25 protein-coding genes are annotated in these 24,623 nt (G+C 61.0%); 3 read left to right on the top strand and 22 right to left on the bottom strand.

Annotation, left to right across the window (positions count from 1 at the left end):
• Nucleotides 1-10 precede the first annotated feature (10 nt).
• The 9 genes from AC07VU_RS02255 to AC07VU_RS02215 all read right to left on the bottom strand — a co-directional run bounded on the left by AC07VU_RS02255 (nucleotide 11) and on the right by AC07VU_RS02215 (nucleotide 7,476).
• Nucleotides 11-1,570, bottom strand: coding sequence for a phage tail protein (locus tag AC07VU_RS02255; protein ID WP_495029467.1), 1,560 nt, complete (start codon nucleotides 1,568-1,570; stop codon nucleotides 11-13).
• Nucleotides 1,571-2,206 (bottom strand): phage tail protein I, encoded by a 636-nt coding sequence (locus tag AC07VU_RS02250; protein ID WP_495029466.1) that lies wholly within the window; start codon nucleotides 2,204-2,206, stop codon nucleotides 1,571-1,573. It lies immediately after the preceding gene.
• The gene (locus AC07VU_RS02245; protein WP_495029465.1) at nucleotides 2,203-3,198 is read right to left on the bottom strand and encodes a baseplate J/gp47 family protein; all 996 of its coding nucleotides are present in this window, start codon (nucleotides 3,196-3,198) and stop codon (nucleotides 2,203-2,205) included. The genes AC07VU_RS02250 and AC07VU_RS02245 overlap by 4 nt, the downstream gene beginning before the upstream one ends.
• Nucleotides 3,195-3,527 carry a phage baseplate protein gene (locus AC07VU_RS02240; protein WP_007924012.1) on the bottom strand — a complete coding sequence of 111 codons (333 nt, stop codon included), beginning with the start codon at nucleotides 3,525-3,527 and terminating at the stop codon, nucleotides 3,195-3,197. Before AC07VU_RS02240 ends, AC07VU_RS02245 begins: the two co-directional genes overlap by 4 nt.
• 14 nt (nucleotides 3,528-3,541) lie before the next feature.
• Complete coding sequence (locus AC07VU_RS02235; protein ID WP_495029464.1) at nucleotides 3,542-4,153, bottom strand: phage baseplate assembly protein V; 612 nt, start codon at nucleotides 4,151-4,153, stop codon at nucleotides 3,542-3,544.
• Between the two features lie 3 nt (nucleotides 4,154-4,156).
• Nucleotides 4,157-4,681 carry a hypothetical protein gene (locus AC07VU_RS02230; RefSeq protein ID WP_495029463.1) on the bottom strand — a complete coding sequence of 175 codons (525 nt, stop codon included), beginning with the start codon at nucleotides 4,679-4,681 and terminating at the stop codon, nucleotides 4,157-4,159.
• Nucleotides 4,682-4,915: 234 nt separating this feature from the next.
• Nucleotides 4,916-5,680, bottom strand: a complete 765-nt coding sequence (locus AC07VU_RS02225; RefSeq protein ID WP_495029462.1) for an N-acetylmuramoyl-L-alanine amidase — start codon at nucleotides 5,678-5,680, stop codon at nucleotides 4,916-4,918.
• Between the two features lie 184 nt (nucleotides 5,681-5,864).
• Complete coding sequence (locus AC07VU_RS02220) at nucleotides 5,865-6,212, bottom strand: phage holin family protein (protein WP_007924020.1); 348 nt, start codon at nucleotides 6,210-6,212, stop codon at nucleotides 5,865-5,867.
• Between the two features lie 529 nt (nucleotides 6,213-6,741).
• The gene (locus tag AC07VU_RS02215; protein WP_173679781.1) at nucleotides 6,742-7,476 is read right to left on the bottom strand and encodes a LexA family transcriptional regulator; all 735 of its coding nucleotides are present in this window, start codon (nucleotides 7,474-7,476) and stop codon (nucleotides 6,742-6,744) included.
• Nucleotides 7,477-7,663: 187 nt separating this feature from the next.
• On the opposite strand from AC07VU_RS02215, the gene mutS reads away from it, so the two are divergent.
• Both mutS and fdxA read left to right on the top strand, forming a co-directional pair.
• Nucleotides 7,664-10,243, top strand: a complete 2,580-nt coding sequence (gene mutS, locus AC07VU_RS02210) for a DNA mismatch repair protein MutS (RefSeq protein ID WP_457275739.1) — start codon at nucleotides 7,664-7,666, stop codon at nucleotides 10,241-10,243.
• 142 nt (nucleotides 10,244-10,385) lie between these two features.
• Complete coding sequence (gene fdxA / locus AC07VU_RS02205; protein WP_007924025.1) at nucleotides 10,386-10,709, top strand: ferredoxin FdxA; 324 nt, start codon at nucleotides 10,386-10,388, stop codon at nucleotides 10,707-10,709.
• 500 nt (nucleotides 10,710-11,209) lie between these two features.
• Here the strand turns inward: fdxA and rpoS are convergent, their stop codons facing one another.
• The 8 genes from rpoS to AC07VU_RS02165 all read right to left on the bottom strand — a co-directional run bounded on the left by rpoS (nucleotide 11,210) and on the right by AC07VU_RS02165 (nucleotide 18,406).
• A complete protein-coding gene (gene rpoS / locus AC07VU_RS02200) occupies nucleotides 11,210-12,214 on the bottom strand; it encodes an RNA polymerase sigma factor RpoS (RefSeq protein ID WP_007924026.1) in 1,005 nt (334 codons plus the stop codon).
• A gap of 106 nt (nucleotides 12,215-12,320) precedes the next feature.
• Nucleotides 12,321-13,154: a peptidoglycan DD-metalloendopeptidase family protein gene (locus tag AC07VU_RS02195; protein WP_007924027.1), complete on the bottom strand. Its 834-nt coding sequence runs from the start codon at nucleotides 13,152-13,154 to the stop codon at nucleotides 12,321-12,323.
• A gap of 209 nt (nucleotides 13,155-13,363) precedes the next feature.
• Nucleotides 13,364-13,999 (bottom strand): protein-L-isoaspartate(D-aspartate) O-methyltransferase, encoded by a 636-nt coding sequence (locus AC07VU_RS02190; RefSeq protein WP_172963011.1) that lies wholly within the window; start codon nucleotides 13,997-13,999, stop codon nucleotides 13,364-13,366.
• 41 nt (nucleotides 14,000-14,040) lie between these two features.
• A complete protein-coding gene (gene surE / locus AC07VU_RS02185) occupies nucleotides 14,041-14,790 on the bottom strand; it encodes a 5'/3'-nucleotidase SurE (RefSeq protein ID WP_009042402.1) in 750 nt (249 codons plus the stop codon).
• Complete coding sequence (gene truD / locus AC07VU_RS02180; RefSeq protein ID WP_123411584.1) at nucleotides 14,778-15,836, bottom strand: tRNA pseudouridine(13) synthase TruD; 1,059 nt, start codon at nucleotides 15,834-15,836, stop codon at nucleotides 14,778-14,780. The genes surE and truD overlap by 13 nt, the downstream gene beginning before the upstream one ends.
• Nucleotides 15,833-16,306 (bottom strand): 2-C-methyl-D-erythritol 2,4-cyclodiphosphate synthase, encoded by a 474-nt coding sequence (ispF, locus tag AC07VU_RS02175; protein ID WP_007924033.1) that lies wholly within the window; start codon nucleotides 16,304-16,306, stop codon nucleotides 15,833-15,835. Before ispF ends, truD begins: the two co-directional genes overlap by 4 nt.
• A 52-nt stretch (nucleotides 16,307-16,358) precedes the next feature.
• A complete protein-coding gene (gene fghA / locus AC07VU_RS02170; protein ID WP_274305661.1) occupies nucleotides 16,359-17,210 on the bottom strand; it encodes an S-formylglutathione hydrolase in 852 nt (283 codons plus the stop codon).
• Nucleotides 17,211-17,293: 83 nt separating this feature from the next.
• The gene (locus tag AC07VU_RS02165; RefSeq protein WP_007924035.1) at nucleotides 17,294-18,406 is read right to left on the bottom strand and encodes an S-(hydroxymethyl)glutathione dehydrogenase/class III alcohol dehydrogenase; all 1,113 of its coding nucleotides are present in this window, start codon (nucleotides 18,404-18,406) and stop codon (nucleotides 17,294-17,296) included.
• 106 nt (nucleotides 18,407-18,512) lie between these two features.
• Between AC07VU_RS02165 and AC07VU_RS02160 the strand changes: the two genes are divergently transcribed.
• Nucleotides 18,513-19,409 (top strand): LysR substrate-binding domain-containing protein, encoded by an 897-nt coding sequence (locus tag AC07VU_RS02160; protein WP_009047227.1) that lies wholly within the window; start codon nucleotides 18,513-18,515, stop codon nucleotides 19,407-19,409.
• 122 nt (nucleotides 19,410-19,531) lie between these two features.
• Here AC07VU_RS02160 and ispD read toward each other — a convergent pair whose 3' ends face one another.
• The 5 genes from ispD to pyrG all read right to left on the bottom strand — a co-directional run bounded on the left by ispD (nucleotide 19,532) and on the right by pyrG (nucleotide 24,616).
• Complete coding sequence (gene ispD, locus AC07VU_RS02155; protein ID WP_007924037.1) at nucleotides 19,532-20,239, bottom strand: 2-C-methyl-D-erythritol 4-phosphate cytidylyltransferase; 708 nt, start codon at nucleotides 20,237-20,239, stop codon at nucleotides 19,532-19,534.
• Nucleotides 20,236-20,514, bottom strand: coding sequence for a cell division protein FtsB (gene ftsB / locus AC07VU_RS02150; protein ID WP_007924039.1), 279 nt, complete (start codon nucleotides 20,512-20,514; stop codon nucleotides 20,236-20,238). The genes ispD and ftsB overlap by 4 nt, the downstream gene beginning before the upstream one ends.
• 172 nt (nucleotides 20,515-20,686) lie before the next feature.
• Nucleotides 20,687-21,976, bottom strand: coding sequence for a phosphopyruvate hydratase (eno, locus tag AC07VU_RS02145; protein ID WP_007924041.1), 1,290 nt, complete (start codon nucleotides 21,974-21,976; stop codon nucleotides 20,687-20,689).
• 157 nt (nucleotides 21,977-22,133) lie between these two features.
• Nucleotides 22,134-22,979 carry a 3-deoxy-8-phosphooctulonate synthase gene (gene kdsA, locus AC07VU_RS02140; protein WP_009047224.1) on the bottom strand — a complete coding sequence of 282 codons (846 nt, stop codon included), beginning with the start codon at nucleotides 22,977-22,979 and terminating at the stop codon, nucleotides 22,134-22,136.
• A 5-nt stretch (nucleotides 22,980-22,984) separates the two neighbouring features.
• Nucleotides 22,985-24,616 carry a CTP synthase gene (gene pyrG / locus AC07VU_RS02135; protein WP_007924045.1) on the bottom strand — a complete coding sequence of 544 codons (1,632 nt, stop codon included), beginning with the start codon at nucleotides 24,614-24,616 and terminating at the stop codon, nucleotides 22,985-22,987.
• Nucleotides 24,617-24,623 lie beyond the last annotated feature (7 nt).

The raw sequence follows: 24,623 nt of genomic DNA, 5'->3' as shown, positions 1-24,623 counted from the left end.
TCAATAACTCCTAACGGCCAATAGCTTGCCAACGAATAGAAGTATCAGTAGTCCAGCTACCAGCAGCATAAAAACCATTATTAGTTTCACCGGTGGTCACTATTACAACTGACGGACAGCCTGCACTATTGTGAGTGGCCACAACACCGAACAACTCATTTGGAAAAGGGATAGGGAAGGCGTTATAGGTACTTTTCACAATTGAGTTGCCGAACGCGCAATGATTTGCGTGACCGCCCGCGCCACCATCCCCCCACATGCGAATTAAGCCATTCGGCATACGTTCATAGCCATTCCGCGCAACTAAGGCTTTACCAACCCCACCAACCACTCGATATGAAAAACCCGGTTCGCCAACCGAAGCACTGGACATGACAATGAACTCGCAGGCGCTGCCGTTCCTCAGGACATATGAAGATGACACCATCTGCGCTGCAGGCCCTGCAAACCTCGAGTTTGGCGCCGTTAGCGAAACGTCCCCTCCGACAGCCTCAAGGTAGAAGCTCGTTCCTAAGGGAAGCGTGTTTGCGTCGGGGAGCGCGTACGCCTGAGCAGCCCCGCGGTTAAATCCAATGTATTTTCCGGCATCAGACACCGGGACTGTTCCGCTTGCCGCCTGATAGTCGATGTAGCCGCTGCGGCTGCCCTGAGCGAACCGAACGAATTCGGTTGTGGCAAGCAACTTGGAGTTATTAAAGCGCGGAGGAGTCGGGCCGGTAGGGCTCCCCACAAATGCCGGCGAAAGCAGACGTGCGAAACCCGCTGTCACATCCTGAAAAGCGAGCGCGGTAGTACCCAGTACAATCTGACCATCAGTAGTCAGTTGCCAGATCGTATCAGCCTGCGTCGCCCCCTCCTCTACCGAAATCGTCAGGTTCGGGGTTACCTTGGCGTTGTTATCCGCATCTTTTGCACGAGTCCATAGTTCATTGGCAACGACATAGATACCGTTGTCCTTAGCCAGGGTCTGATTCTTGACAAGCACCCGATCACCAGCCAGCACCGCGACACCATCAATCATCTGCGCAGCACTTAAGACGATATTCCCTGTGGTCGACGCCCTCACTGACTGCTTCGCGTCGAGCTTGGCCAACTCATCGGCGACATAACCCGCCACCCAGGCCCGTGTCGCTTTTACCACCGTATCGTCGATCAGCAGCGTCACCAGCGACGCATTACTGGTCTCGAAAATCGAGCGGATATAGAACTCTTTCCCCGATCCCGAAGTCGCCAGCACCGGTTTGAACGACTCCGGATACTTGACGATGGCGTAAAGGATTCCAGTATCGGTCCACAGCCCGGCCTCGCGTACATACCAGCCGCCGACCTCGGGCGGGATGGTCACTTCGGCCAGCAGCCAGCTGGGGTTTTTCTCGTCCTGGAACAATGCGTTCAGCGGGCCGCGCCAGACTTCGCGCTTGAGTGCGGTGGCAGTCGCCGCCGGGTTGTAGACCGCGCCACCGCCGTCACCGACGGAAATCTGCGACAGCTTGATCGGTACGCCTGCCGCCTTGCAGGCGGTTTCGTAGGCGATCCCCGCATTGGTGAGCAGGGTGTAATAGTCGGCCATTTAGGACCCCTGAGGATAAATAGTGGATGTTTCGACGCTGTACAGCCCGGCGGCCATAAAGGCCTGGCCCGAGGCTTCGAGCCCTTCGACGACGATCGGGTAGAGGGTGGTCAACTCGCCGCAGACGGTCGCTGCCGCGATGGAGTGGGAACCGAATGCGCTCAGGCCCACGGATATCGCCAAGATGTCGCGTTCACTTTTGGCATCCGCCAGGCGCCGATCGAGGCGCGCGTCGATCTCTTCGCTGTAGGGCTGCTCGGTGAAGGCCCTGACCGAAAAGCTGTAAGGCGCCCCCGCTGGGGTCTGCTCATACCAGGCGCGAACCTCGGGTATCAATTGCAAACCCTTGGCGGCATTTTCCAGCGCCTTGCGTGTACCGGCCTGGCGCGCGGTGGGCCAGGCCAGTTCGACCGTCAAGCGTTTTTCGGCCTCGGGCGCTTCGGAGCGCCACTCACCGACACCCCGATCAGCCGCGAGATAGGGCAAGAACTCCACCGGCGTTTCGGCAGGACTCATCAGCTCCGGAAACGGCGGTGCGACACGCTCGAGCAAGCGGGCAAAACCGAGGTCGAGCGCTCGCTCCAAAGGCGAACTGTTGACCGGCAGGAGACTTGGGTGAGCGGCTTCGTCCTTCATAGCGTGAGCACCTCAACCTCGACATCCGTGCAGTACGGCGCCTGGAAGGCCGTCGTGACGATCGGCGCCAAGGGTTCGAGAATTTCCAGCTGCACCGCACCCGCGGCATGCAGCGTGTAATCGATCCAGCTCGGATCCACTCGCCCTTCCAGGCGATGGCAGCTGTCGGCGTACGCCTGCAATTGCTGCTGCGTGGCGAGCTGGGTCAGTCCGGAATCGGGCCCCGGGTTGATCTTGGCCACCACGCGGATCTTGTAGGGCTTGATCTGTGCCGCCTGCACCGTCACCCGATCCGTTTCCGGCTTAACATCCGGTCGCGCAAAGTGTTTGCGCACGCCTTCAAGCAGGTCCTCGGATGGGGTGCCGTCGCCTTCCCGCGAGAGCACGGTGACCTGGACTTCGCCCGGCGCGGTACGGCGCCCGTTGCCATCCTTGACCTGAGCGGCGAAACCGTCCGGGTCGAAGGTGTAGATGACGGTCACCACGCCCGCCTCGGTGGAGTCCACCTTCACCGTCGGCCGCTCGCTGAGGGTGAAGACTTCGCGGCGGTACTGCATGCGCGAACCGGCGGCCGGTGCGTGGGGCGCCAGGTAATAGCGCAGACGAGCGTCTTGGTCGCTTTCGTAGACCGCGGGCACCGGCGGAAAGGCCGCCGGATCGCCCGGGTCGAGCAACTGCCGCTCCAGGCCCATGTCCGCCAGGCGTGCATCGAGATTGCTGCCGGTGGCCCACCAGGCCAGCATCTGCTTGATGCGGGCGTTGTACTTGCGCTCATGGGTTTGCAGGCGCAGGCAGAAGGCTTCCAGCGCCAGGGTCAGCAGCTCGCTTTCGTTGGCCAGGCTGGCCTGGAGTTTCTGCGCATTGGCGGGGGAACGCTGGGCCACGTAATCGACGACGAAGGTCTTGAACTCGGCGAGCAGTGGCTCGAACTCTTCGACGGTGACAATGGCCGGCTCGGCCAACTGGTGTTCACCGGGTATCAGCATGCTCATGTCACGACCTCGAACGTCTGTTGGCGGTTTTTCCAGGTGCCGGCGAAACGCAACAGCAGCCCGGCGCCGCGCCGACTGGCGACTATGACCTGCGGCTCGAAATCGCCGATGCCGTTCTGCTCGTTGTAGAACGCCTGCGCCGCATGGCTCTGGGCGAGGATCAGCAAGTCATCGCCGAGGTTCTGGCCCAGCAGGTCGGGAATCAGCGAGCCGTACAACGGGCGCTTCTGCCGCGTGCCCAGCGGCGTGGTCAGGGCGCGGGTCGCGCGCTGCACGAACTGCAGCCAGTCATCGACCGCGGCGCCGGTGTTTCTATCGACTCCAATCATGGGAAGCCTCTTAATCAAGGGCTGATAACGCGGCCCTGGTGTTCCACCAGGGGGCCGCTGAAGTGGATGCCGGCGCTGTCGAGCAAGATGCCGACCGCGCCGCCCAGCCGCAGCTCGATCGCCTCGGGCCGCATCGCCAGCCGGGCGGGACCGATGCTCAACTCGACCGCCTCGCGGGAGGCGGTCAGCGCGGTCGGGCCATTGCTCCAGCTCAAGACATGGCCGGCATCGTCATAACTGCTTTGGGTGCCATCGGCGTATTGACGGCGGGTCAGCGCGGCCAGGGTCGACACCGGTGGAAAGCGGTCGCAGTTGAGGCCAAACAGCGCCACCGACTGCGCGCCGCCGTCGCCGCCACCGTAGTTGAACAGCAGGCACTGCTCGCCCACGGAGGGAATGCGCGACTCGCTTTGCGCGCCGGCGCTGGGGTTGAAGAAGCGGATCGCCGGGGTCAGCAGCTCTCCGTGGCTGACCCGACAGGTGTTGCTGGCCGCATCGACCGCCTGGCACACGCCGATACGGCAATGGTTTTCCGCCCGTCGGTGCAAGTCATCGAGTTCGGTTTCCATTTCGGCCAGGCGCTCGATGATCGGGCCCAGCTGCATGCGCAGCAGCTCGTCAAACATGGCTCAGCCCTCCAGTGCTTGGTATTGGTCGGGGTCGTCGATGTTCGAGACTTCCCAGGTGCGGGCGAACTTCGGTATGCCGGTCGGGTCGTCCAGCAAGGGCTGCCCGAGGTACAGCGTCTGGGTGAACGACAGCGTCCAGGCCATGTGCTGCTGCTCGCCGCGAATCAGGGTCGAAGGCAGGCCCTCGAGGTTCATCGGCAGGTCGCACTGCGCTGCCGGTAATCCCCAGCGGTTATCCGTGGCCAGATCCTTCAGCACGCTCGCCAGATCGCAGGGCTCGAACCCGGACCGCTCGGCCCCCACGGCCGCCACAACTTGCAGCGAGACTGTCAGGGCATGGGCGATACGCCCTTCCTGGCTGCGCATGCCCGGGGCATCGCGCTCGATCGCAATCAACACCCAGGCTTGATCGAGCACTCCATCAAAGTCCTGGTGACTGCCAACCTTGAGGCCAAGGCCAGCCCCTCGCAGGGTCTCGGCAATGGCGAAAAACAGCTGCGACGGCTTGTCGATGACTGCGGGCATAGAGAGGCCTCCTGTTCAGATATCAGGGGTTGAAGTTGCGCAGGAGCGCTGCGGATGTCGCGCGAGGTGGAGGAACAGCGAATGTCGATTTGGGCAGGATTCTTGATCGCCAGGTCGGCGAGCGACGTCAGGGACGGGATCGGTGATGCAACGGATGGCTCACGAGACTTCGCTGAGGTCCGGCATCACCTTCGATGGAGCCCCCTGCCCTGCGAGCGATTCGCCTTGATCGAATCAGGCGTACTTCTCGTTCAGCGCATACAGGATCGCGCAGGTTTCCATGTCCAGTTTCCCGGTGTAGTTCTTCGGCCTGAAGTGCATCTGGAACGCCCGCACCAGCGACTGGAAGAAGTCGTCCGTTGCCTGGGCCGGCACGCCATAGCCATAGGTGGCGAAGGCCTTGAGCACTTCGGCACGCTCGGGCAGTCCCGCGGCGCGGAATTGCTGGACGTATTTCTTCTTGGTCGGCTCGTCGTACCAGGCGCCAATGCCGGCTTTGTAGAGCTCTTTCCAGGGCAGCTTGGGGCCCGGATCGGATTTGCGGCCCACCGCGATATCGGAGTGGCCCACCACGTTTTTCGGCGACAGGTCCGGATAACGCTGGAGAATATTCAGGGCCAGTTGCTTGAGCGCCTCGACCTGGGAGCGTTCGTAGTCCGGGAACGTGAAGACGCCATTGACATCGGTGGCCTCATTGACGATCTCAATGCCGATGGAGGTGTCGTTCAAGCCGATGCGACCGGCCCAGTCACTGACACCGGCATGCCAGGCGCGATCTTCTTCGGCCACCAGGTTGAAAATTCGTTGTTCCTGGAAGCCCGCGGCCTGATACGTCGGGTCCTGCAGCGCCGGGATCAGGTAATGGGCACTCGCCGCGCCAGTGGTCAGCGCCTTGACCGATGCCTCGAAGTTCAGCGCCGTGTAATGCAGCACCAGGAAACGCACCCGCTTGTTGTAGGGCGCGAGGGTGCGGTAGCTGTTGTAGTCGATTGGGATCATGATTTTGCCTCTCTTTGAAACGGATGGGTGTAAGGCGCTGGGCCGTATCGGGCACCTCCCGGCCGGGAGGGTTGATTGAGCGCCGCTCAATACGAGTACGCGTCCTGCGTCAGGCGGGTAGATACCCACGTGGATAAGGTGGCGGGGTCGACTTAATGAATGAACGAATGCTTGTGGCGGTTGTTCAGGCGTCCGAGCGGGGATCCTTGGGCGGCACCTCACACACACCGAGCCGCTTGGCCGCCCAGCGCTCGTAGAGCCCGATGGCCACATCGGCGCCCGCCATGGCGGTCAGGCAACCGAAGGCGCCGGCGGTCCAGATCGATACGCCGGCGGCGTACAGCAGCATGATGGTCGAGACCCCGCAGATCACGCAGGCCCCGGAGCGCAGGGCCAGGCGCCGCAGCAGCAACCAGCCGCGGGCGCCCTCCTTGTCGGCGCGCCACATTTCGCCGGACACCCCACCCACCAGGGCAAGGACGATGACAAGCCAGATGGGCATGTCCAGCAACGCTTGTTGCTCGTTTGTCATGTCACTCCTCCTGAGTGGAAAAGGCCAATGCGCTGGCCCGGTAATCAATTGGCTTGTGTATCAACGGTGCATATCCCGGCATGGCCCACGGTAGGTAGGCATTCCAAAAAGCCCGGTCGCCCGGGCTTTTCAGTAATGCGGTCCAGTTTCAAGGGGACCTGATCGTTCGGCGCTACTGGCGCGGTACGGATCCATTCAAATTGTTCCTCCGACCGCGACCCTGTCCGCCGGATAACTGTTCACGGTGCTTTACGCTGCACACCCGGGTCAGTTGCCAACCCTCTGAACCGTCGAGGCCGGTTCATCGCTGCCTTTGCTTTTGCCACTAAAGAGCGGTGTTGCTCGCCGCTGTCGGGCGGCTTGGAACGAATAATATGCATGGATGCATATACAGTCAATGCATAAATGCATTTATTTATGCGCGGCAAATGCATCTGCGCTTGAGCACCGCATAAATAAAGGCGTGGAGGGTTTTCCGCGGGCACAAAAAAGCCCGCTCGATGGCGGGCTTTGGCGTTATGGGCTGCGGTTAGCGGGCGTACATACCCCACCAGAAGACGTGACCGAGGATGACGATCTGCTCTTCCTGCATTTCCTGGAAGCTGTAGTCCTCATCCGGATGTTCGTCGCGGTTGAAGCTACGCAGGCGAATACCGGAAGGCAGGCGATAGAGCTGCTTCACCCGCAGCTGGCCGTTGTGGTTGATGGCATACAGGTCGCCGTCGATGATATCGCCGATACCGCACTTGCCGGCATTGACCCCCACCGTGGCGCCGTCGCGCAGCACCGGCAGCATGCTGTTGCCGCGGACCGTCACGCATTTGGCCTGGTCGAACTGCACGCCATTGTGCCGCAGGCTGCGCTTGCCGAAGCGCAGGCTGGAGCGCTCGCTTTCCTCGATGACGAATCTTCCTGATCCCGCAGCCAATTCAACCTCGCGAAGAAAGGGGACCGACACCTCGTCGTCATCGACGGGGGTATCGTCGTCCCACAGACTTATGTCCTTGAGTTCCGAATGCGGATCGGCCGACCGGGCAGGAGCGACAGCCGCACGCCCGCGCAGTTGATCGGTGCTCACCAGGAAGTACTCGGCGATCCGCGAGATGTGTTTGTCCGAAGGATCGACAATCTTGCCGCTGAGGATCCGCGAAAGGGTGGATTGAGGCACACCGGTACGCCGATGGAGTTCCGTGGGGGAAATGCCATCGCGATCGAGCAGCTCTCTTAAGACGGTAGAAACGTTGCGCTTTTGCATAATGCGCATATTGCGGGTTATTTTCGCCGACGGCAAATGCTAAAATGCATATTCATGCATAAAACACCCGAAATCCTGCCGGGGTCATCCCTGCGAAGGTCGGACCGCCCATGGTAACCTTGCGCCCATCGCGAAAAAGCCGGGCCCATGCCCTCTGCTTTTGCCCACCCTTTCAACGAATCAACCTGACGACCCGATGAATAAAGCGCTCACCGATCTGTCCTCCCACACCCCGATGATGCAGCAGTACTGGCGCCTCAAGAACCAGCACCCCGACCAGCTGATGTTCTATCGCATGGGCGACTTCTACGAAATCTTCTATGAAGACGCGAAGAAGGCCGCCAAGTTGCTGGACATCACCCTGACCGCGCGCGGGCAGTCGGCTGGCCAGGCGATTCCGATGTGCGGGATTCCTTATCACGCCGCCGAAGGTTACCTGGCCAAGCTGGTGAAGCTCGGCGAGTCGGTGGTGATCTGCGAACAGGTCGGCGACCCGGCCACCAGCAAGGGCCCGGTGGAGCGCCAGGTGGTACGGATCATCACCCCGGGGACCGTCAGCGACGAGGCCCTGCTCGACGAGCGCCGGGATAACCTGATCGCGGCGGTGCTGGGCGACGAGCGTTTATTCGGTCTCGCGGTGCTGGACATCACCAGCGGCAATTTCACGGTCCTGGAAATCAAGGGCTGGGAAAACCTGCTGGCCGAGCTGGAACGCATCAACCCGGTGGAACTGCTGATCCCGGATGACTGGCCACAAGGCCTGCCGGCGGAAAAACGCCGCGGCGTGCGTCGTCGCGCGCCTTGGGACTTCGAACGCGACTCGGCCCACAAGAGCCTGTGCCAGCAGTTCTCCACCCAGGACCTCAAGGGTTTCGGCTGCGAGAACCTGACCCTGGCCATCGGCGCCGCCGGTTGCCTGCTGAGCTATGCCAAGGAAACCCAGCGCACCGCCCTGCCCCACCTGCGCAGCCTGCGTCACGAGCGCCTGGACGACACCGTGGTGCTCGACGGCGCCAGCCGGCGCAACCTGGAGCTGGACACCAACCTCGCCGGCGGCCGCGACAACACCCTGCAGTCGGTGGTCGACCGTTGCCAGACCGCCATGGGCAGCCGCCTGCTGACCCGCTGGCTGAACCGCCCGCTGCGCGACTTGAAAGTCCTGCAGGCGCGACAGACTTCGATTGGCTGCCTGCTGGACGGTTACCGTTTCGAAAGGCTGCAACCGCAGCTCAAGGAAATCGGCGACATCGAGCGGATCCTCGCCCGTATCGGCCTGCGCAACGCCCGCCCCCGCGACCTGGCGCGCCTGCGCGATGCCCTGGCGGCGCTGCCGGAACTGCAAGTGGCGATGACCGAACTCGAGGCCGAGCACCTGAGCCAACTGGCTGTGACCACCAGCACTTACCCGGAACTGGCCGCGCTGCTGGAGAAAGCCATCATCGACAACCCGCCGGCGGTGATCCGCGATGGCGGCGTGCTGAAGACCGGTTACGACGCCGAGCTGGACGAACTGCAATCGCTGAGCGAAAACGCCGGCCAGTTCCTTATCGACCTGGAAGCCCGGGAAAAGGCCCGTACCGGCCTGGCCAACCTGAAAGTCGGCTACAACCGGATTCACGGCTACTTCATCGAATTGCCAAGCAAACAGGCGGAACAGGCCCCGGCGGACTACATCCGCCGCCAGACCCTCAAGGGCGCCGAACGCTTCATCACTCCGGAGCTCAAGGCCTTCGAGGATAAGGCGCTATCCGCCAAGAGCCGCGCCCTGGCCCGCGAGAAGATGCTCTACGAAGCCTTGCTGGAGACCCTGATCGGTCACCTGCCGCCGTTGCAGGACACCGCGGGGGCGCTGGCTGAGCTGGACGTGCTGAGCAACCTGGCCGAGCGAGCGCTGAATCTCGACCTCAATTGCCCGCGCTTCGTCAGCGAGCCATGCATGCGCATCACCCAGGGTCGCCACCCGGTGGTCGAGCAGGTCCTGACCACGCCGTTCGTGGCCAACGACCTGAGCCTCGACGATCAGACCCGGATGTTGGTGATCACTGGCCCGAACATGGGTGGTAAATCCACTTATATGCGACAAACCGCGCTGATCGTGCTGCTGGCCCATATCGGCAGCTTCGTGCCGGCAGCGAGCTGCGAGCTGTCTCTGGTGGACCGGATCTTTACTCGGATCGGCTCCAGTGACGACCTGGCCGGCGGTCGTTCCACCTTCATGGTGGAAATGAGCGAAACCGCCAACATCCTGCATAACGCTACCGAGCGCAGCCTGGTGCTGATGGACGAAGTGGGTCGCGGCACCAGTACCTTCGATGGTCTGTCCCTGGCCTGGGCTGCGGCAGAACGTCTCGCCCAGCTGCGGGCGTACACCCTGTTCGCCACCCACTACTTCGAGCTCACCGTCCTGCCGGAAAACGAACCGCTGGTGGCCAACGTGCACCTCAATGCCACCGAGCACAACGAACGCATCGTGTTCCTGCACCACGTGCTGCCAGGCCCTGCCAGCCAGAGCTATGGCCTGGCCGTGGCCCAGCTGGCGGGGGTTCCGAGCGATGTGATCGTCCGTGCCCGCGAGCACCTGAGTCGCCTGGAGACCACCAGCCTGCCCCATGAAGCGCCGCCTCCGGTAGCGGGCAAGCCTTCAGTCCCGCAGCAAAGCGACATGTTCGCCAGCCTGCCGCACCCGGTACTCGATGACCTGGCCAAGCTCGATCTGGACGATATGACCCCGCGCAAGGCACTGGAAATGCTCTATACATTGAAGACACGCATCTAACGCTGATGCTTTCAAGCTGTTAGAATCTCGCGCGGTTTGGGATGCTGCGGACTATTAGCCTGGTCCGCAGACTATCGCTCCCGAACCTGGCGACCCCGTCCTGAAGGGGCTCCGCTGCCGCCGCCTGAGGAGAGAATTAGAAATGACCTTCGTCGTCACCGACAACTGCATCAAGTGCAAGTACACCGACTGCGTAGAAGTCTGTCCGGTGGACTGCTTTTACGAAGGCCCGAACTTCCTGGTGATTCACCCGGATGAGTGCATTGATTGCGCGCTGTGCGAGCCTGAATGCCCCGCTGTAGCGATCTTCTCCGAGGACGAAGTTCCAGAAGAGATGCAGGAGTTCATTCAGTTGAACGTTGAGCTGGCCGAGATCTGGCCCAACATCACTGAAAAGAAAGATTCCCTGCCCGATGCCGAAGAGTGGGATGGCGTCAAAGGCAAGATCAAGGATCTCGAACGCTGATTACCTCGCGTTCCCCAAAAAGGCCCGTTGCGGGCCTTTTTGCTGTTCCGGATTCACTTTTACACAGGCAAAAAAAGGGGCGGTATGACCCGCCCACCTTTTTTCCCTAGTCCCTGTGTTCCTTTTCATCGTCCTGATGAATCGCGTCCTGCGATGTCCTGACCATCATCCTTGATGGCTGTGTCTATCCGTCGACACAGGGCTGATATTAGAGAGTTTCCATGACAGAGCAATGGCACTGACGGGTAGAAAACGTGTCGAACACTGCTCCAAGCATTAAAATAAGTTGTTATAAATCAATAAGATAACTAAAAACATCAGATCAAACGGACAACTTTCATACCGCATAAAAACCGAACACTTACGAAAGAGTCAGCCTTTACTTACATGCTCTTTCAGCTATTGAACGCGCGCCTGCCTATTTCATCTGGCTCCTATCGATTACCCAATAAAAAGCCCCGAACGTGTCGGGGCTTTTCACGGCAGGATCGCTCGTGCCGTTACTGGAACAGCGACTCGCTGGAGAGGCCGTTCTTCTCGAGGATCTCACGCAGACGCTTGAGACCTTCGACCTGGATCTGGCGTACCCGCTCTCGGGTAAGCCCGATCTCCAGGCCCACATCTTCCAGGGTGCTGCTCTCGTGGCCGCGCAAGCCGAAGCGGCGAACTACCACTTCACGCTGCTTGTCGGTCAATTCGGAAAGCCACTGATCGATGCTTTGCGACAGGTCGTCATCCTGCAGCAGCTCGCACGGATCGGTAGGACGATCGTCGGTGAGGGTGTCCAGCAGGGTTTTATCCGAATCCGGACCCAGCGAGACGTCGACTGAAGAAACCCGCTCGTTCAAGCCCAGCATGCGCTTGACCTCACCTACCGGTTTCTCCAGCAGGTTGGCGATTTCTTCAGGGGAGGGTTCATGGTCGAGTTTCTGTGTCAGCTCCCGTGCTGCCCGCAGGTAGACGTTGAGCTCTTTGACCACATGAATCGGCAGCCGGATAGTCCGGGTCTGGTTCATGATTGCCCGTTCGATGGTTTGACGGATCCACCAGGTGGCATAGGTCGAGAAGCGGAAACCGCGCTCCGGATCGAACTTCTCCACCGCCCGGATCAGACCGAGGTTGCCCTCTTCGATCAGGTCCAGCAGCGAAAGCCCACGATTGACATAACGTCGGGCGATTTTCACCACCAGACGCAGGTTGCTTTCAATCATGCGCTTGCGCCCGGCCGGATCGCCACTTTGCGACAGACGCGCAAAATGAACTTCTTCTTCCGGAGAGAGCAATGGGGAAAAGCCGATTTCATTGAGATACAGCTGCGTCGCGTCGAGCGCTCGCGTGTAATCAATGTATTTGTGTTGTTTCAATGAAGCGGAGTGTTTGGATTTGGCACGAACTGAAGGTACAGCAGATCCCTCATTCGACATCGAATCAGTGGCGATATCCGTCTCCATAAGGAGAACTTCATCGTCGATGTCAAACTCCGGCACTTCTTTACTGAGAGCCATTGTTATAGTCCTTTGGTGAGTTCGACCTCAGGCTCAAGCGACGCCTTTATCCTTGGCAACGCTGGAACCTGTTCCCTCTACGTGACGGAACAGGCTTGGTAACGGATCAACGACGTGGCAGGAATTGCAGCGGATCTACAGGTTTACCTTGTCGGCGAATCTCAAAGTGCAGTTTCACCCGGTCTGTACCAGTTGATCCCATTTCGGCAATTGTCTGTCCGACTTTGACCTGCTGCCCCTCCCGAACCAACAGCCTACGGCTGTGGCCGTAAGCACTGACGTAGGTATCGCTGTGTTTGATGATGACCAGTTCGCCGTAGCCCCTTAAGCCACTCCCGGCGTAAACCACCGTCCCATCAGACGCAGCTAAAACAGGCTGTCCCAAATCCCCGGCGATATCAATGCCTTTATTCAAACTACCGTTTGAAGAGAATTTTCCAATCAGAATACCGTTCGCAGGCCAGCCCCAGCCCTTTGGCGCGGGGCCCGCAGGCGGTAATGGAGCCGGAGCGGGCTGGCTCGCAATCGTTGGCGCGGCCCCTGCCGGACGACGAATTACCGTGGTTTTACTTGAAGAAGATGCACTGGAAGCCGACTTTGTAACCACGGCTGTCGGGGCCGAACCCGAGCGGCCGTCGAAGCGGATGGTCTGCCCCGGGTGAATGGTGTACGGCTCGGCAATATTGTTGCGCGCGGCCAGGGCCTTGTAGTCCCAGCCATAACGGAAGGCGATGGAGAACAGGGTGTCGCCGCGACGAACCGTGTATTGCCCCGTAGTCACCGTCGGGCGCTGCGGTACCGCGCTGGTGCGATCGACGACCCGGGCGCTGCTCGACTTATTGCTCGAACAGCCGACCAACAGAGAACTCAAGACAAGGCCAATCACCAGTCGCTGAAAGCTTGTTGTACCCATACGCTGCGCAATGACTGTGAGACTCACCCGCCGCTCCCTTTGTGGTGGTTGAAGATAATTAGTGCCTGGCTCAGGCATGAAATGTCGCAAGTATAACCGGCCACCCACGCTTTATTCCCGGCAAAGCGAAATCAGCAGGCACCAGCCTATCGATCAGGGTTCAAGGTTACTTAACCGATTGATCAAGCTGTAAGACCAAGCCGATCAAACAGAATTCACCCGTTCCAAACAAATGCTCAGGCCAATGGCCCGTTGAGCAAGGGAACGAAGCGAACCGAGCCGAGAACCTGCCGTGAAAACCCCTGTTCCTCACGAATGACCAGCATCAGTTGCTGCACTTCGCCGGCACCGACTGGAATCACCATCCGGCCACCGGGCGCCAATTGGTCCAGCAGGGCCTGGGGGATGTCGGTGGCGACCGCCGTCACGATGATCCCGTTGTACGGCGCCAGCGCCGGCCAGCCTTCCCAGCCGTCGCCCCAGCGGAATACCACGTTGCGCAGGTTCAGCTCGACCAGACGCTCCTTGGCCCGATCCTGCAACACCTTGATGCGCTCGACCGAGAACACCCGCTCCACCAGTTGCGACAATACCGCCGTCTGGTAACCCGACCCGGTGCCGATCTCCAGCACCTTGTCCAACGGACCAGCCGCCAGCAGCAACTCGCTCATGCGCGCCACCATATAAGGCTGCGAGATCGTCTGGTTGTGCCCGATCGGCAGGGCCGTGTCTTCATAGGCCCGATGTGCCAGGGCCTCGTCGACGAACAGATGCCGCGGTGTACGCCGAATGACTTCCAGTACCTGGGCGTTGGACAGGCCTTCATCGTAAAGACGCTGGATCAGGCGTTCGCGGGTACGCTGGGAAGTCATCCCGATACCGCGACGCAACAAATCGTCCTGCTCGCGAGCCATCAGCGCAGCCCCTCCAGCCAGCCATCAAGACTTCTGAAGGCATCATTGAAGGTGCGATCGAGCTGCAACGGCGTGATCGAGACATAGCCCTGCATGATGGCGTGGAAGTCCGTACCCGGGCCGCCGTCCTCGGCGTCCCCCGCCGCGGCGATCCAATAACCGGCCTTGCCGCGCGGGTCGACCGTCTTCATCGGCGCCGCCGCACGGGCGCGATGGCCCAGGCGAGTCAACTGAATGCCACGAATGTGATCGATCGGCAGATTGGGAATGTTCACGTTCAGCACGGTACGTGGTGGCAGATCCAGCTGCCCGTGGGCCTCGACCAGTTTGCGGGCGAAATAGGCAGCCGTCGGCAGGTTATCCACCTGACGCGAGACGAACGAAAAGGCAAACGCCGGCAGGTTCAGGAAACGCCCTTCCAGGGCCGCGGCGACGGTGCCGGAATACAGCACGTCGTCACCCAGGTTAGCCCCGAGGTTGATTCCGGACACGACCATGTCCGGATCGCGTTCCAGCAGCCCGTTGAGGCCCAGGTGCACGCAATCGGTGGGGGTGCCATTGATACTGATGAAACCGTTACTCAAGGTGTGCGGGTGCAACGGCCGGTCCAGCGTCAGCGAGCTGCTGGCGCCGCTTTTGTCCTGGTCCGGGGCGATCACCACGCACTCGGCGTAATCCGCCAGCGCAGCATGAAGCGCGGCGAGACCGGGTGCTGTTACACCATCGTCGTTAGAAATCAGAATACGCATGGGCTGTCCGTCTGCCCCACCGGCACCAGATCGACGAGTTCACGCACCAATACGGTGGCGAAGCATCCGGCCGGCAGGACGAATTCCAGTTGCAGAATGTCAGGCTCGGGATAATGCCACGTCAACCCGCCAATGGGCAGCCGCAGGATGCGACGTTCGTGGCTCATTCCGGCTTTAATCAACCAATCGCGCAGATCCGCTTCGTCGGCAGCCACCTGCTGCTCCAGCAACTGGGTCGCCCCAGCGGCAGGTGATTCGCCTTCGCCCCACTGCGGGCCGGTCGGGTGCAAGTCGAGGATGGCCAGGCGCGGATCGCTGCATTCGGCTTCGCCGGCCGGGAAAAAACTGCGGCTGTCGGTGAAGGCCAACAGGTCGCCGACCTGGGCCCGCTGCCAGCTGCCATCGGCCACGCGCGCCGCCAGCACCCGGTTGAACAGATAGCTGCGCGCGGTGGAAAGCAGCCGCGAACGTACATTGCGCTGCTCCGGCAAGGCCTTGCGGGCGGCCCAATCGCGGGCATCGACCAGGTTACCGCCGTTATGGCCAAAACGCTGTGCGCCGAAATAATTGGGGATGCCGTGTTTGGCGATCGATTGCAGGCGTTCTTCGATCCCCGCCTTGTCTGCCTTCAATTCGGTCAGGCGCAGGGTAAAGCCGTTGGCCGCATGGGCGCCGCGTTGCAGCTTGCGCTTGTGGCGGGTCAGCTTGAGGATCTTCAGCGTGTCGTTTTCAGCCGCCGACAGGTCTGGATCCGCCTTGCCGGGCAACTGCACACTGAACCACTGCCGGGTCAGCGCCTGGCGATCCTTCAAGCCGGCATAACTGACGGTGCGCAACGGCACACCCGCGGCCTTGGCAATCCGCCGTGCCGCTTCTTCGGTGTTCAAGCCGCGCTTTTCCACCCATAACCACAGGTGTTCGCCTTCGCCGGTCAGGGGAATGTCCAGGACTTCGTCGACCTGGAAATCTTCGGCGGTGGCCTTCAGTACCGCGCTACCCAAGGCTTCGCCATAGGCCCGCGGGCCCAACAGTTGCAGTTCGTTCATGCGCGCAGCAACAAGGCAACGGAATGCACGGCGATGCCTTCTTCGCGCCCGACGAAGCCGAGCTTTTCGGTGGTGGTGGCCTTGACGTTCACTTGATCCAACTCGACTTGCAGATCCGCGGCAATCAGCGCGCGCATCGTTTCAATATGGGGAGCCATCTTCGGCGCCTGAGCCACGATGGTGTTATCGACGTTGCCGACCTTCCAGCCCTTGGCATGAATCAGTGCGACGACATGACGCAACAGCGCACGGCTGTCGGCGCCTTTGAACTGCGGATCGGTGTCCGGGAAATGTTTGCCTATGTCGCCCAGTGCGGCAGCACCCAGCAAGGCATCGCTCAGAGCATGCAACAGCACGTCGCCGTCGGAGTGGGCGAGCAGCCCGAAGCTGTGTGCAATACGCACGCCGCCCAGAGTGATGAAATCGCCTTCAGCGAAACGGTGCACATCGTAGCCGTGGCCAATACGCATAAAAAAACGCCCTGATTGAGTCAGGGCGTGATTCTACCTGCTTTGGCGGACATTAGCCGCTCAGAGCGCGCGCATGATGCTGCAGGTGGTCGCCAATGAAGCTGGCGATGAAGAAATAGCTGTGGTCGTAGCCGGGTTGAAGGCGCAACGTCAGCGGATGACCCGCGGCTTTCGCCGCCTGTTGCAGCACTTCGGGCTTGAGCTGATTGGCCAGGAAATCGTCACGATCGCCCTGGTCCACCAGCAACGGCAGCTTTTCGCTGGCCTCCTGGATCAGCACGCTGGCATCCCATTCGCGCCAGCGGGAGCGCTCTTCGCCCAGGTAACGGGAAAAGGCTTTCTGCCCCCACGGGCAATCCATCGGGTTGCTGATCGGCGCAAAAGCCGATACCGACTGGTAACGTCCCGGATTGCGCAACGCGCAGACCAGAGCACCGTGGCCGCCCATGGAGTGCCCGCTGATGCCGCGCTTGTCCGAGGCCGGGAAATGCGCCTCGACCAATGCCGGCAGCTCCTGCACTACATAGTCATGCATGCGGTAATGCTCGGCCCAGGGCTGCTGGCTGGCATTCAGATAGAATCCGGCCCCCAGGCCGAAGTCCCAGGCGCCATCCGGGTCGCCCGGCACGCCAGGGCCGCGCGGGCTGGTATCCGGCGCGACAATGATCAACCCCAGCTCGGCGGCCAGACGCTGGGCACCGGCCTTTTGCATAAAGTTCTCGTCGGTGCAGGTCAGGCCGGACAACCAGTACAGCACCGGCAGCTTGCCGCCCTGCTCTGCCTGCGGCGGCAGGTACACGGCGAACACCATGTCGCAGCCCAGCACCTCGGAATGATGCTTGTAGCGTTTGTGCCAGCCGCCGAAGCTTTTCTGGCAGGACAGGTTTTCCAGACTCATGGGCATTTCAGCCGCAGGCTTCAAGCTTCAAGCTGCAAGTTGGCGGTGATCGCTCTTGCAGCTTCCGGCTTGCAGCTTGCCACTGCTCCTTAGAAATGAATGACGGTACGGATGCTCTTGCCTTCATGCATCAGGTCGAAGGCCTTGTTGATGTCCTCCAGCCCCATGGTGTGGGTGATGAAGGTATCCAACGGGATTTCGCCGCTCTGGGCCATTTCCACATAGCTTGGCAACTCGGAGCGGCCACGCACGCCACCGAACGCCGAACCGCGCCAGACGCGACCGGTAACCAGCTGGAACGGACGGGTGGAGATTTCCTGGCCGGCACCGGCCACGCCGATGATCACCGACTCGCCCCAGCCCTTGTGGCAGCACTCCAGTGCGGCACGCATCAGTTGCACGTTGCCGATGCATTCGAAGGAGAAGTCCACGCCGCCGTCGGTCATGTCGACGATGACCTCCTGGATCGGCCGGTCGAAGTCTTTCGGGTTCACGCAATCGGTGGCACCCAACTGCTTGGCGATCTCGAACTTGGCCGGGTTGATGTCGATGGCGATGATCCGGCCAGCCTTGGCTTTCACGGCACCGATCACCGCCGACAGGCCGATGCCGCCCAGGCCGAAGATCGCCACGGTGTCGCCGGCCTTGACCTTGGCGGTATTGATCACCGCACCGATCCCGGTGGTGACGCCGCAACCCAGCAGGCAGACTTTTTCCAGAGGCGCTTCTTTAGGGATCTTGGCCACCGAGATTTCCGGCAACACGGTGTACTCGGAAAAGGTCGAGGTGCCCATGTAGTGGAAAATCGGCTGGCCTTTATAGGAGAAACGGGTGGTGCCGTCCGGCATCAGGCCCTTGCCCTGGGTGGCGCGGATCGCCTGGCACAGGTTGGTCTTGCCCGACAGGCAGAATTTGCACTTGCCGCATTCCGGGGTGTACAGCGGGATCACGTGATCGCCCACGGCCACCGAGGTCACGCCCTCGCCGATGGCCTCGACCACGGCACCGCCTTCGTGACCGAGGATCGACGGGAAGATGCCTTCCGGATCGGCCCCGGACAGGGTGTAGGCGTCGGTGTGGCACACGCCGGAAGCGACGACCCGCAACAACACTTCGCCGGCCTTGGGCATGGCGACATCGACTTCAACGATCTCAAGGGGTTTCTTGGCCTCGAAGGCAACGGCAGCGCGTGACTTGATCATCCTGGGTCTCCAGCGAATAAAAACGAGACAGGGAGTGTAAAACAGCGCCTGACGATGAATAATCCGGACAAAAGCAAAACATTATTGCTGTGCAGGGATAATCACCATGAACGAGAACCGCTGGGAAGGCATCGACGAATTCGTCGCCGTGGCCGAGTGCAGCCAGTTCACTGCCGCCGCGGAGCGCCTCGGGGTGTCGTCTTCCCATATCAGCCGGCAAATCGTCCGCCTGGAAGAACGGCTGCAGACCCGCCTGCTGTATCGCAGTACCCGCCGAGTGACCCTGACCGAGGCCGGGCAGACTTTCTTGCAGCATTGCCAGCGCCTGCAGGACGGGCGCGAAGAGGCATTGCGCGCCGTCGGCGACCTGACCAGCGAGCCCAAGGGCATGCTGCGCATGACCTGTGCGGTGGCTTACGGCGAGCGGTTTATCGTGCCGCTGGTCACCAGTTTCATGGGGCTTTATCCGCAACTGCGGGTGGATATCGAACTGAGCAACCGGCCCCTGGACCTGGTGCACGAGGGCCTGGACCTGGCGATTCGCCTCGGTCGCCTGCAGGACTCACGACTGGTGGCGACCCGCCTGGCGCCACGCCGCATGTACCTCTGCGCCTCGCCGTCCTACCTGGAACGCTACGGCCGCCCCCACAGCCTGTCGGAATTGAGTCGCCACAACTGCCTGATCGGCAGCTCGGACATCTGGCAACTGGAGCAGGACGGCCGCGAGTTCTCCCAGCGGGTGCAAGGCAACTGGCGCTGCAACAGCGGGCAGGCCGTGCTGGATGCAGCGCTACAGGGGGTTGGCCTCTGCCAGCTACCGGATTATTACGTGCTGGAACATTTGCATCAGGGCACCCTGATTTCCCTGCTCGAGGCGCATCAGCCGCCGAATACCGCGGTATGGGCGCTGTATCCGCAACAACGGCATCTGTCGCCCAAGGTGCGCAAGCTGGTGGACTATCTCAAGGAGGGGTTGGCCAAACGGCCGGAGTACAAGGATTGATCCGTAGCCGCTGCGGCAGGCTGCGATCGGCTTGAAGTACATGACGACTATAAAAAACCCGTCCCGTTCCGGGCCGTTCGCAGCCTGCGGCAGCGGCTACAGGGGCCCGCGAAAAGCTAAGCTCAGCGGCGATTGGCCCAACGCTGGCGCAGCCACTCCAGGTCTTCCGGACGGGTCACCTTGAGGTTGTCCGAACGCCCTTCGATCAGGCGTGGCGCCTGGCCGGCCCATTCCATCGCCGACGCTTCATCGGTAATCGCCACATCCGCCACCAGGCTGTCGGCCAAGGCGCGATGCAAGGCGCCAAGACGGAACATCTGCGGCGTATAGGCTTGCCAGATCAGGCTGCGGTCCACGGTTTCCTGCACTCGGCCGTGCTTGTCGATCCGCTTCAGGGTGTCACGGGCCGGCACCGCGAGCAGGCCGCCCACCGGGTCATCCGCCAATTCGCTCAGCAGCTTGTCCAGGTCATCACGGGACAGGTTCGGCCGTGCGGCATCGTGAACCAGCACCCAGTCCTCATCCGCAGCGCCCTGGGCATGCAGATGGAGCAAGGCATTGAGGACCGATCCGGAACGCTCCGCACCGCCTTCGACCCGCTGGATCCTTGGGTCGTGGGCACAGGCCAGGGTCGGCCAGTAAGGATCGTCAAGCGCCAGGCTGACCACTAGCCCCTTCAGGCAAGGATGGTCGAGGAAACAGCCGAGGCTGTGTTCGAGAATAGTGCGCCCGCCCAGTTGCAAGTATTGCTTGGGACGGTCCGCGGCCATGCGGGCACCGACGCCCGCGGCAGGAATCACGGCCCAGAAGGCCGGTAACGACTGGATCATTGGGCCAACTGGTAGAGGGTTTCGCCCTCCTTGACCATGCCCAGTTCATGACGAGCCCGCTCTTCCACGGTCTCCATGCCTTTCTTCAATTCCATGACTTCCGCGTCGAGTACACGATTGCGCTCCAGCAAGCGCTCGTTTTCAGCGCGCTGATCGGCAATTTGCTGAGTCAGGTCGGTTACCTGCGCCAAGCTGCCATTCCCCACCCAGAGGCGGTACTGCAGGCCAGCCAGCAGCAAGAGCAAGACGAGGAACAACCAATTGGGACTGCGCATCGAATATCGGGTATCCAGTGAAAAAAGACAGCCATGCCAACAACTTCGAACCTACTGACAGCACGAAGCCTGGAAGAACCAGGCTTGTGCTCTTAAGGCATCAGATTAGTGGCAAAAATCTCGCTGATGCGATTTTTCTGACCCAATCCGGTGTCTTTGTACCATCTACCGCTTAACCGCGAAACTCGCTGCGACCGTTGTACTTGGCTTTGCCATTCAATTGCTCTTCGATACGCAGCAATTGGTTGTACTTGGACACGCGGTCGGAACGGCACAGCGAACCGGTCTTGATCTGGCCAGCCGAGGTGCCCACGGCCAGGTCGGCAATGGTCGAGTCTTCGGTTTCGCCGGAACGGTGCGAAATCACTGCGGTGTAACCGGCAGCCTTGGCCATCTGGATGGCTTCCAGGGTTTCGGTCAGGGTGCCGATCTGGTTGAACTTGATCAGGATCGAGTTGGCGATCTTCTTGTCGATGCCTTCTTTCAGGATCTTGGTGTTGGTCACGAACAGGTCGTCGCCCACCAGCTGGGTCTTCTCGCCGATCTTGTCGGTGAGGATCTTCCAGCCAGCCCAGTCGGACTCGTCCAGACCGTCTTCGATGGAGATGATCGGGTAACGCTCGGTCAGGCCTTTCAGGTAGTCGGCGAAACCTTCAGCGGTGAACACCTGGCCTTCGCCGGACAGGTTGTACTTGCCGTCTTCGAAGAACTCGCTGGCTGCGCAGTCCAGAGCCAGGGTCACGTCGGTGCCCAGCTTATAACCGGCGTTGGCCACGGCTTCGGAGATCACTTTCAGGGCGTCTTCGTTGGAAGCCAGGTTCGGCGCGAAACCACCTTCGTCACCCACGGCGGTGCTCAGACCACGGGCCTTCAGCACAGCCTTGAGGTGATGGAAAATCTCGGTGCCCATGCGCAGGCCTTCGGAGAAGGACTTGGCGCCAACCGGCTGTACCATGAACTCCTGGATGTCGACGTTGTTATCGGCGTGCTCGCCACCGTTGATGATGTTCATCATCGGCACCGGCATCGAGTAGACACCCGGGGTACCGTTCAGGTTGGCGATGTGCGCGTACAGCGGCAGGTCCTGGTCCTGTGCTGCTGCCTTGGCCGCGGCCAGGGAAACGGCGAGGATCGCGTTGGCGCCCAGGGTGGCCTTGTTGTCGGTACCGTCCAGCTTGATCATCGCCTGATCGAGGGATTTCTGGTCGCTTGGGTCTTTACCCAGCAGCAGGTCGCGGATCGGACCATTGATGTTGGCTACGGCCTTCAGTACGCCCTTGCCCAGGTAACGGCTCTTGTCGCCATCACGCAGCTCCAGCGCTTCACGCGAGCCGGTGGAGGCACCGGACGGCGCGCAAGCGCTGCCGATGATGCCGTTATCGAGAAGCACGTCCGCTTCGACGGTGGGGTTGCCACGGGAGTCGAGAACTTCACGACCTTTGATGTCGACGATTTTTGCCATTGTTGTAAACACTCCAAAGTTGACGAAAACGACGCAGCTGAAGGGAATCTCTTTACCGTCGGCAAGCAGGGAACAGGGGGCAGACTTGCGGACGATAAGGCTCAGGCCCGCGGGCCTGAGCGATTAATCGTGCGGTACTTTACCGGAGAAATCGGTTTTACGCGGTCTCTACCGTCGGAAAACTCTTAACCAGTTCGTCCAGGGCCTTGAGCTGGGCCAGGAAAGGTTCGAGCTTATCCAGGCGCAGGGCGCATGGACCGTCGCATTTGGCGTTGTCCGGGTCCGGGTGGGCTTCCAGGAACAGGCCGGCCAGGGACTGGCTCATGCCGGCCTTGGCCAGGTCGGTGACCTGGGCGCGGCGGCCGCCAGCCGAGTCGGCACGACCGCCGGGCATTTGCAGCGCGTGGGTCACATCGAAGAACACCGGGTATTCGAACTGCTTCATGATGCCGAAGCCGAGCATGTCGACCACCAGGTTGTTGTAGCCGAAGCTCGAACCACGCTCGCAGAGGATCAACTGATCGTTACCTGCTTCCTCGCATTTGCTCAGGATGTGTTTCATTTCCTGGGGCGCGAGGAACTGGGCTTTCTTGATGTTGATCACCGCACCGGTCTTGGCCATCGCGACCACCAGGTCGGTCTGGCGCGACAGGAAGGCCGGCAGCTGAATGATGTCGCAGACCTCGGCGACGACCGCGGCCTGGTAGGGCTCGTGGACGTCGGTGATGATCGGCACGCCGAAGGCTTGCTTGATGTCCTGGAAGATGCGCATGCCCTCTTCCAGGCCAGGACCGCGATAAGAGGTCACAGAAGACCGGTTGGCCTTGTCGAAACTGGCCTTGAACACGTAAGGGATACCGAGCTTCTCGGTGACCTTCACGTACTCTTCGCAGACCTGCATGGCCATGTCACGGCTTTCTAGCACGTTCATGCCGCCGAACAGCACCATGGGCTTGTCGTTGGCAATCTCGATGTCGCCAACGCGGATGATCTTCTGTGCCATCGGGGTTACGCCTTCTTCTGGTGTTGAGCCAAAGCGGCCTTGACGAAGCCACTGAACAGCGGATGGCCGTCACGTGGGGTCGAGGTGAACTCAGGGTGGAACTGGCAGGCGACGAACCATGGATGATCCTGCGCCTCGACCACTTCAACCAGCGCGCCATCGCCGGAACGACCAGAAATTTTCAGACCGGCGTCGATCAGCTGCGGCAGCAAGTTGTTGTTCACTTCGTAGCGATGACGGTGACGCTCGACGATCACGTCCTTGGCGTAGCAATCGTGCACCTTGGAGCCAGCTTCGAGCAGGCATTCCTGAGCGCCGAGACGCATGGTGCCGCCCAGGTCGGAAGCTTCGGTGCGGGTTTCGACGGCACCGGTGGCATCTGCCCACTCGGTGATCAGGCCGACGACCGGGTGACCGCTGGCACGATCGAACTCGGTGGAGTTGGCGTCTTTCCAGCCCATGACGTTACGAGCGAACTCGATCACGGCCACTTGCATACCCAGGCAGATACCCAGGTACGGCACTTTGTTTTCGCGAGCGTACTGGACGGCGGTGATCTTGCCTTCCACGCCACGCAGACCGAAGCCGCCTGGCACCAGGATCGCATCGACGCCTTCAAGCAGCGCGGTGCCCTGGTTCTCGATGTCTTCGGAATCGATATAGCGCAGGTTGACCTTGGTGCGGTTGGTGATGCCGGCGTGACTCATCGCTTCGATCAGCGACTTGTAGGCGTCCAGCAACTCCATGTACTTGCCGACCATGGCGATGGTGACTTCGTGCTCGGGGTTGAGCTTGGCGTCGACCACCTTTTCCCACTCGGACAGATCGGCACCGTTGCATTGCAGGCCGAAACGCTCGACGACGAAATCGTCCAGACCCTGCGCGTGCAGCACGGCCGGGATCTTGTAGATGGTGTCGACGTCTTCCAGGGAGATCACCGCGCGCTCTTCAACGTTGGTGAACAGCGCGATCTTGCGACGCGAGGACACATCCACCGGATGGTCGGAGCGGCAGATCAGCACGTCAGGCTGCAGGCCGATGGAACGCAGCTCTTTCACCGAGTGCTGGGTTGGCTTGGTCTTGGTCTCGCCAGCGGTAGCGATGTACGGAACCAGGGTCAGGTGCATCAGCATCGCGCGCTTGGAACCGACTTCGACACGCAGCTGGCGGATGGCCTCGAGGAACGGTTGCGACTCGATGTCGCCCACGGTGCCGCCGATCTCTACCAGGGCCACGTCGGCATCGCCGGCGCCCTTGATGATGCGACGCTTGATCTCGTCGGTGATGTGCGGAATCACCTGGATGGTGGCGCCCAGGTAGTCACCCCGGCGCTCTTTGCGCAGCACGTGCTCGTAGACGCGACCGGTGGTGAAGTTGTTGTTCTGGGTCATGGTCGTGCGAATGAACCGCTCGTAGTGGCCCAGGTCCAGGTCGGTCTCGGCGCCGTCGTGGGTGACGAACACTTCACCGTGCTGGAACGGGCTCATGGTGCCCGGGTCGACGTTGATGTACGGGTCCAGCTTGAGCATGGTGACCTTAAGTCCCCGCGCCTCCAGGATGGCCGCCAATGAAGCCGAGGCAATGCCTTTCCCCAATGAAGAAACAACACCGCCCGTGACGAATATGTAGCGCGTCATGAAAAAC

It is taken from the genome of Pseudomonas sp. GW821-FHT02B10 (assembly GCF_059421865.1).
Note: the sequence above shows the minus strand (reverse complement) of the source record. Positions and strands in the feature narration are given on the sequence as shown.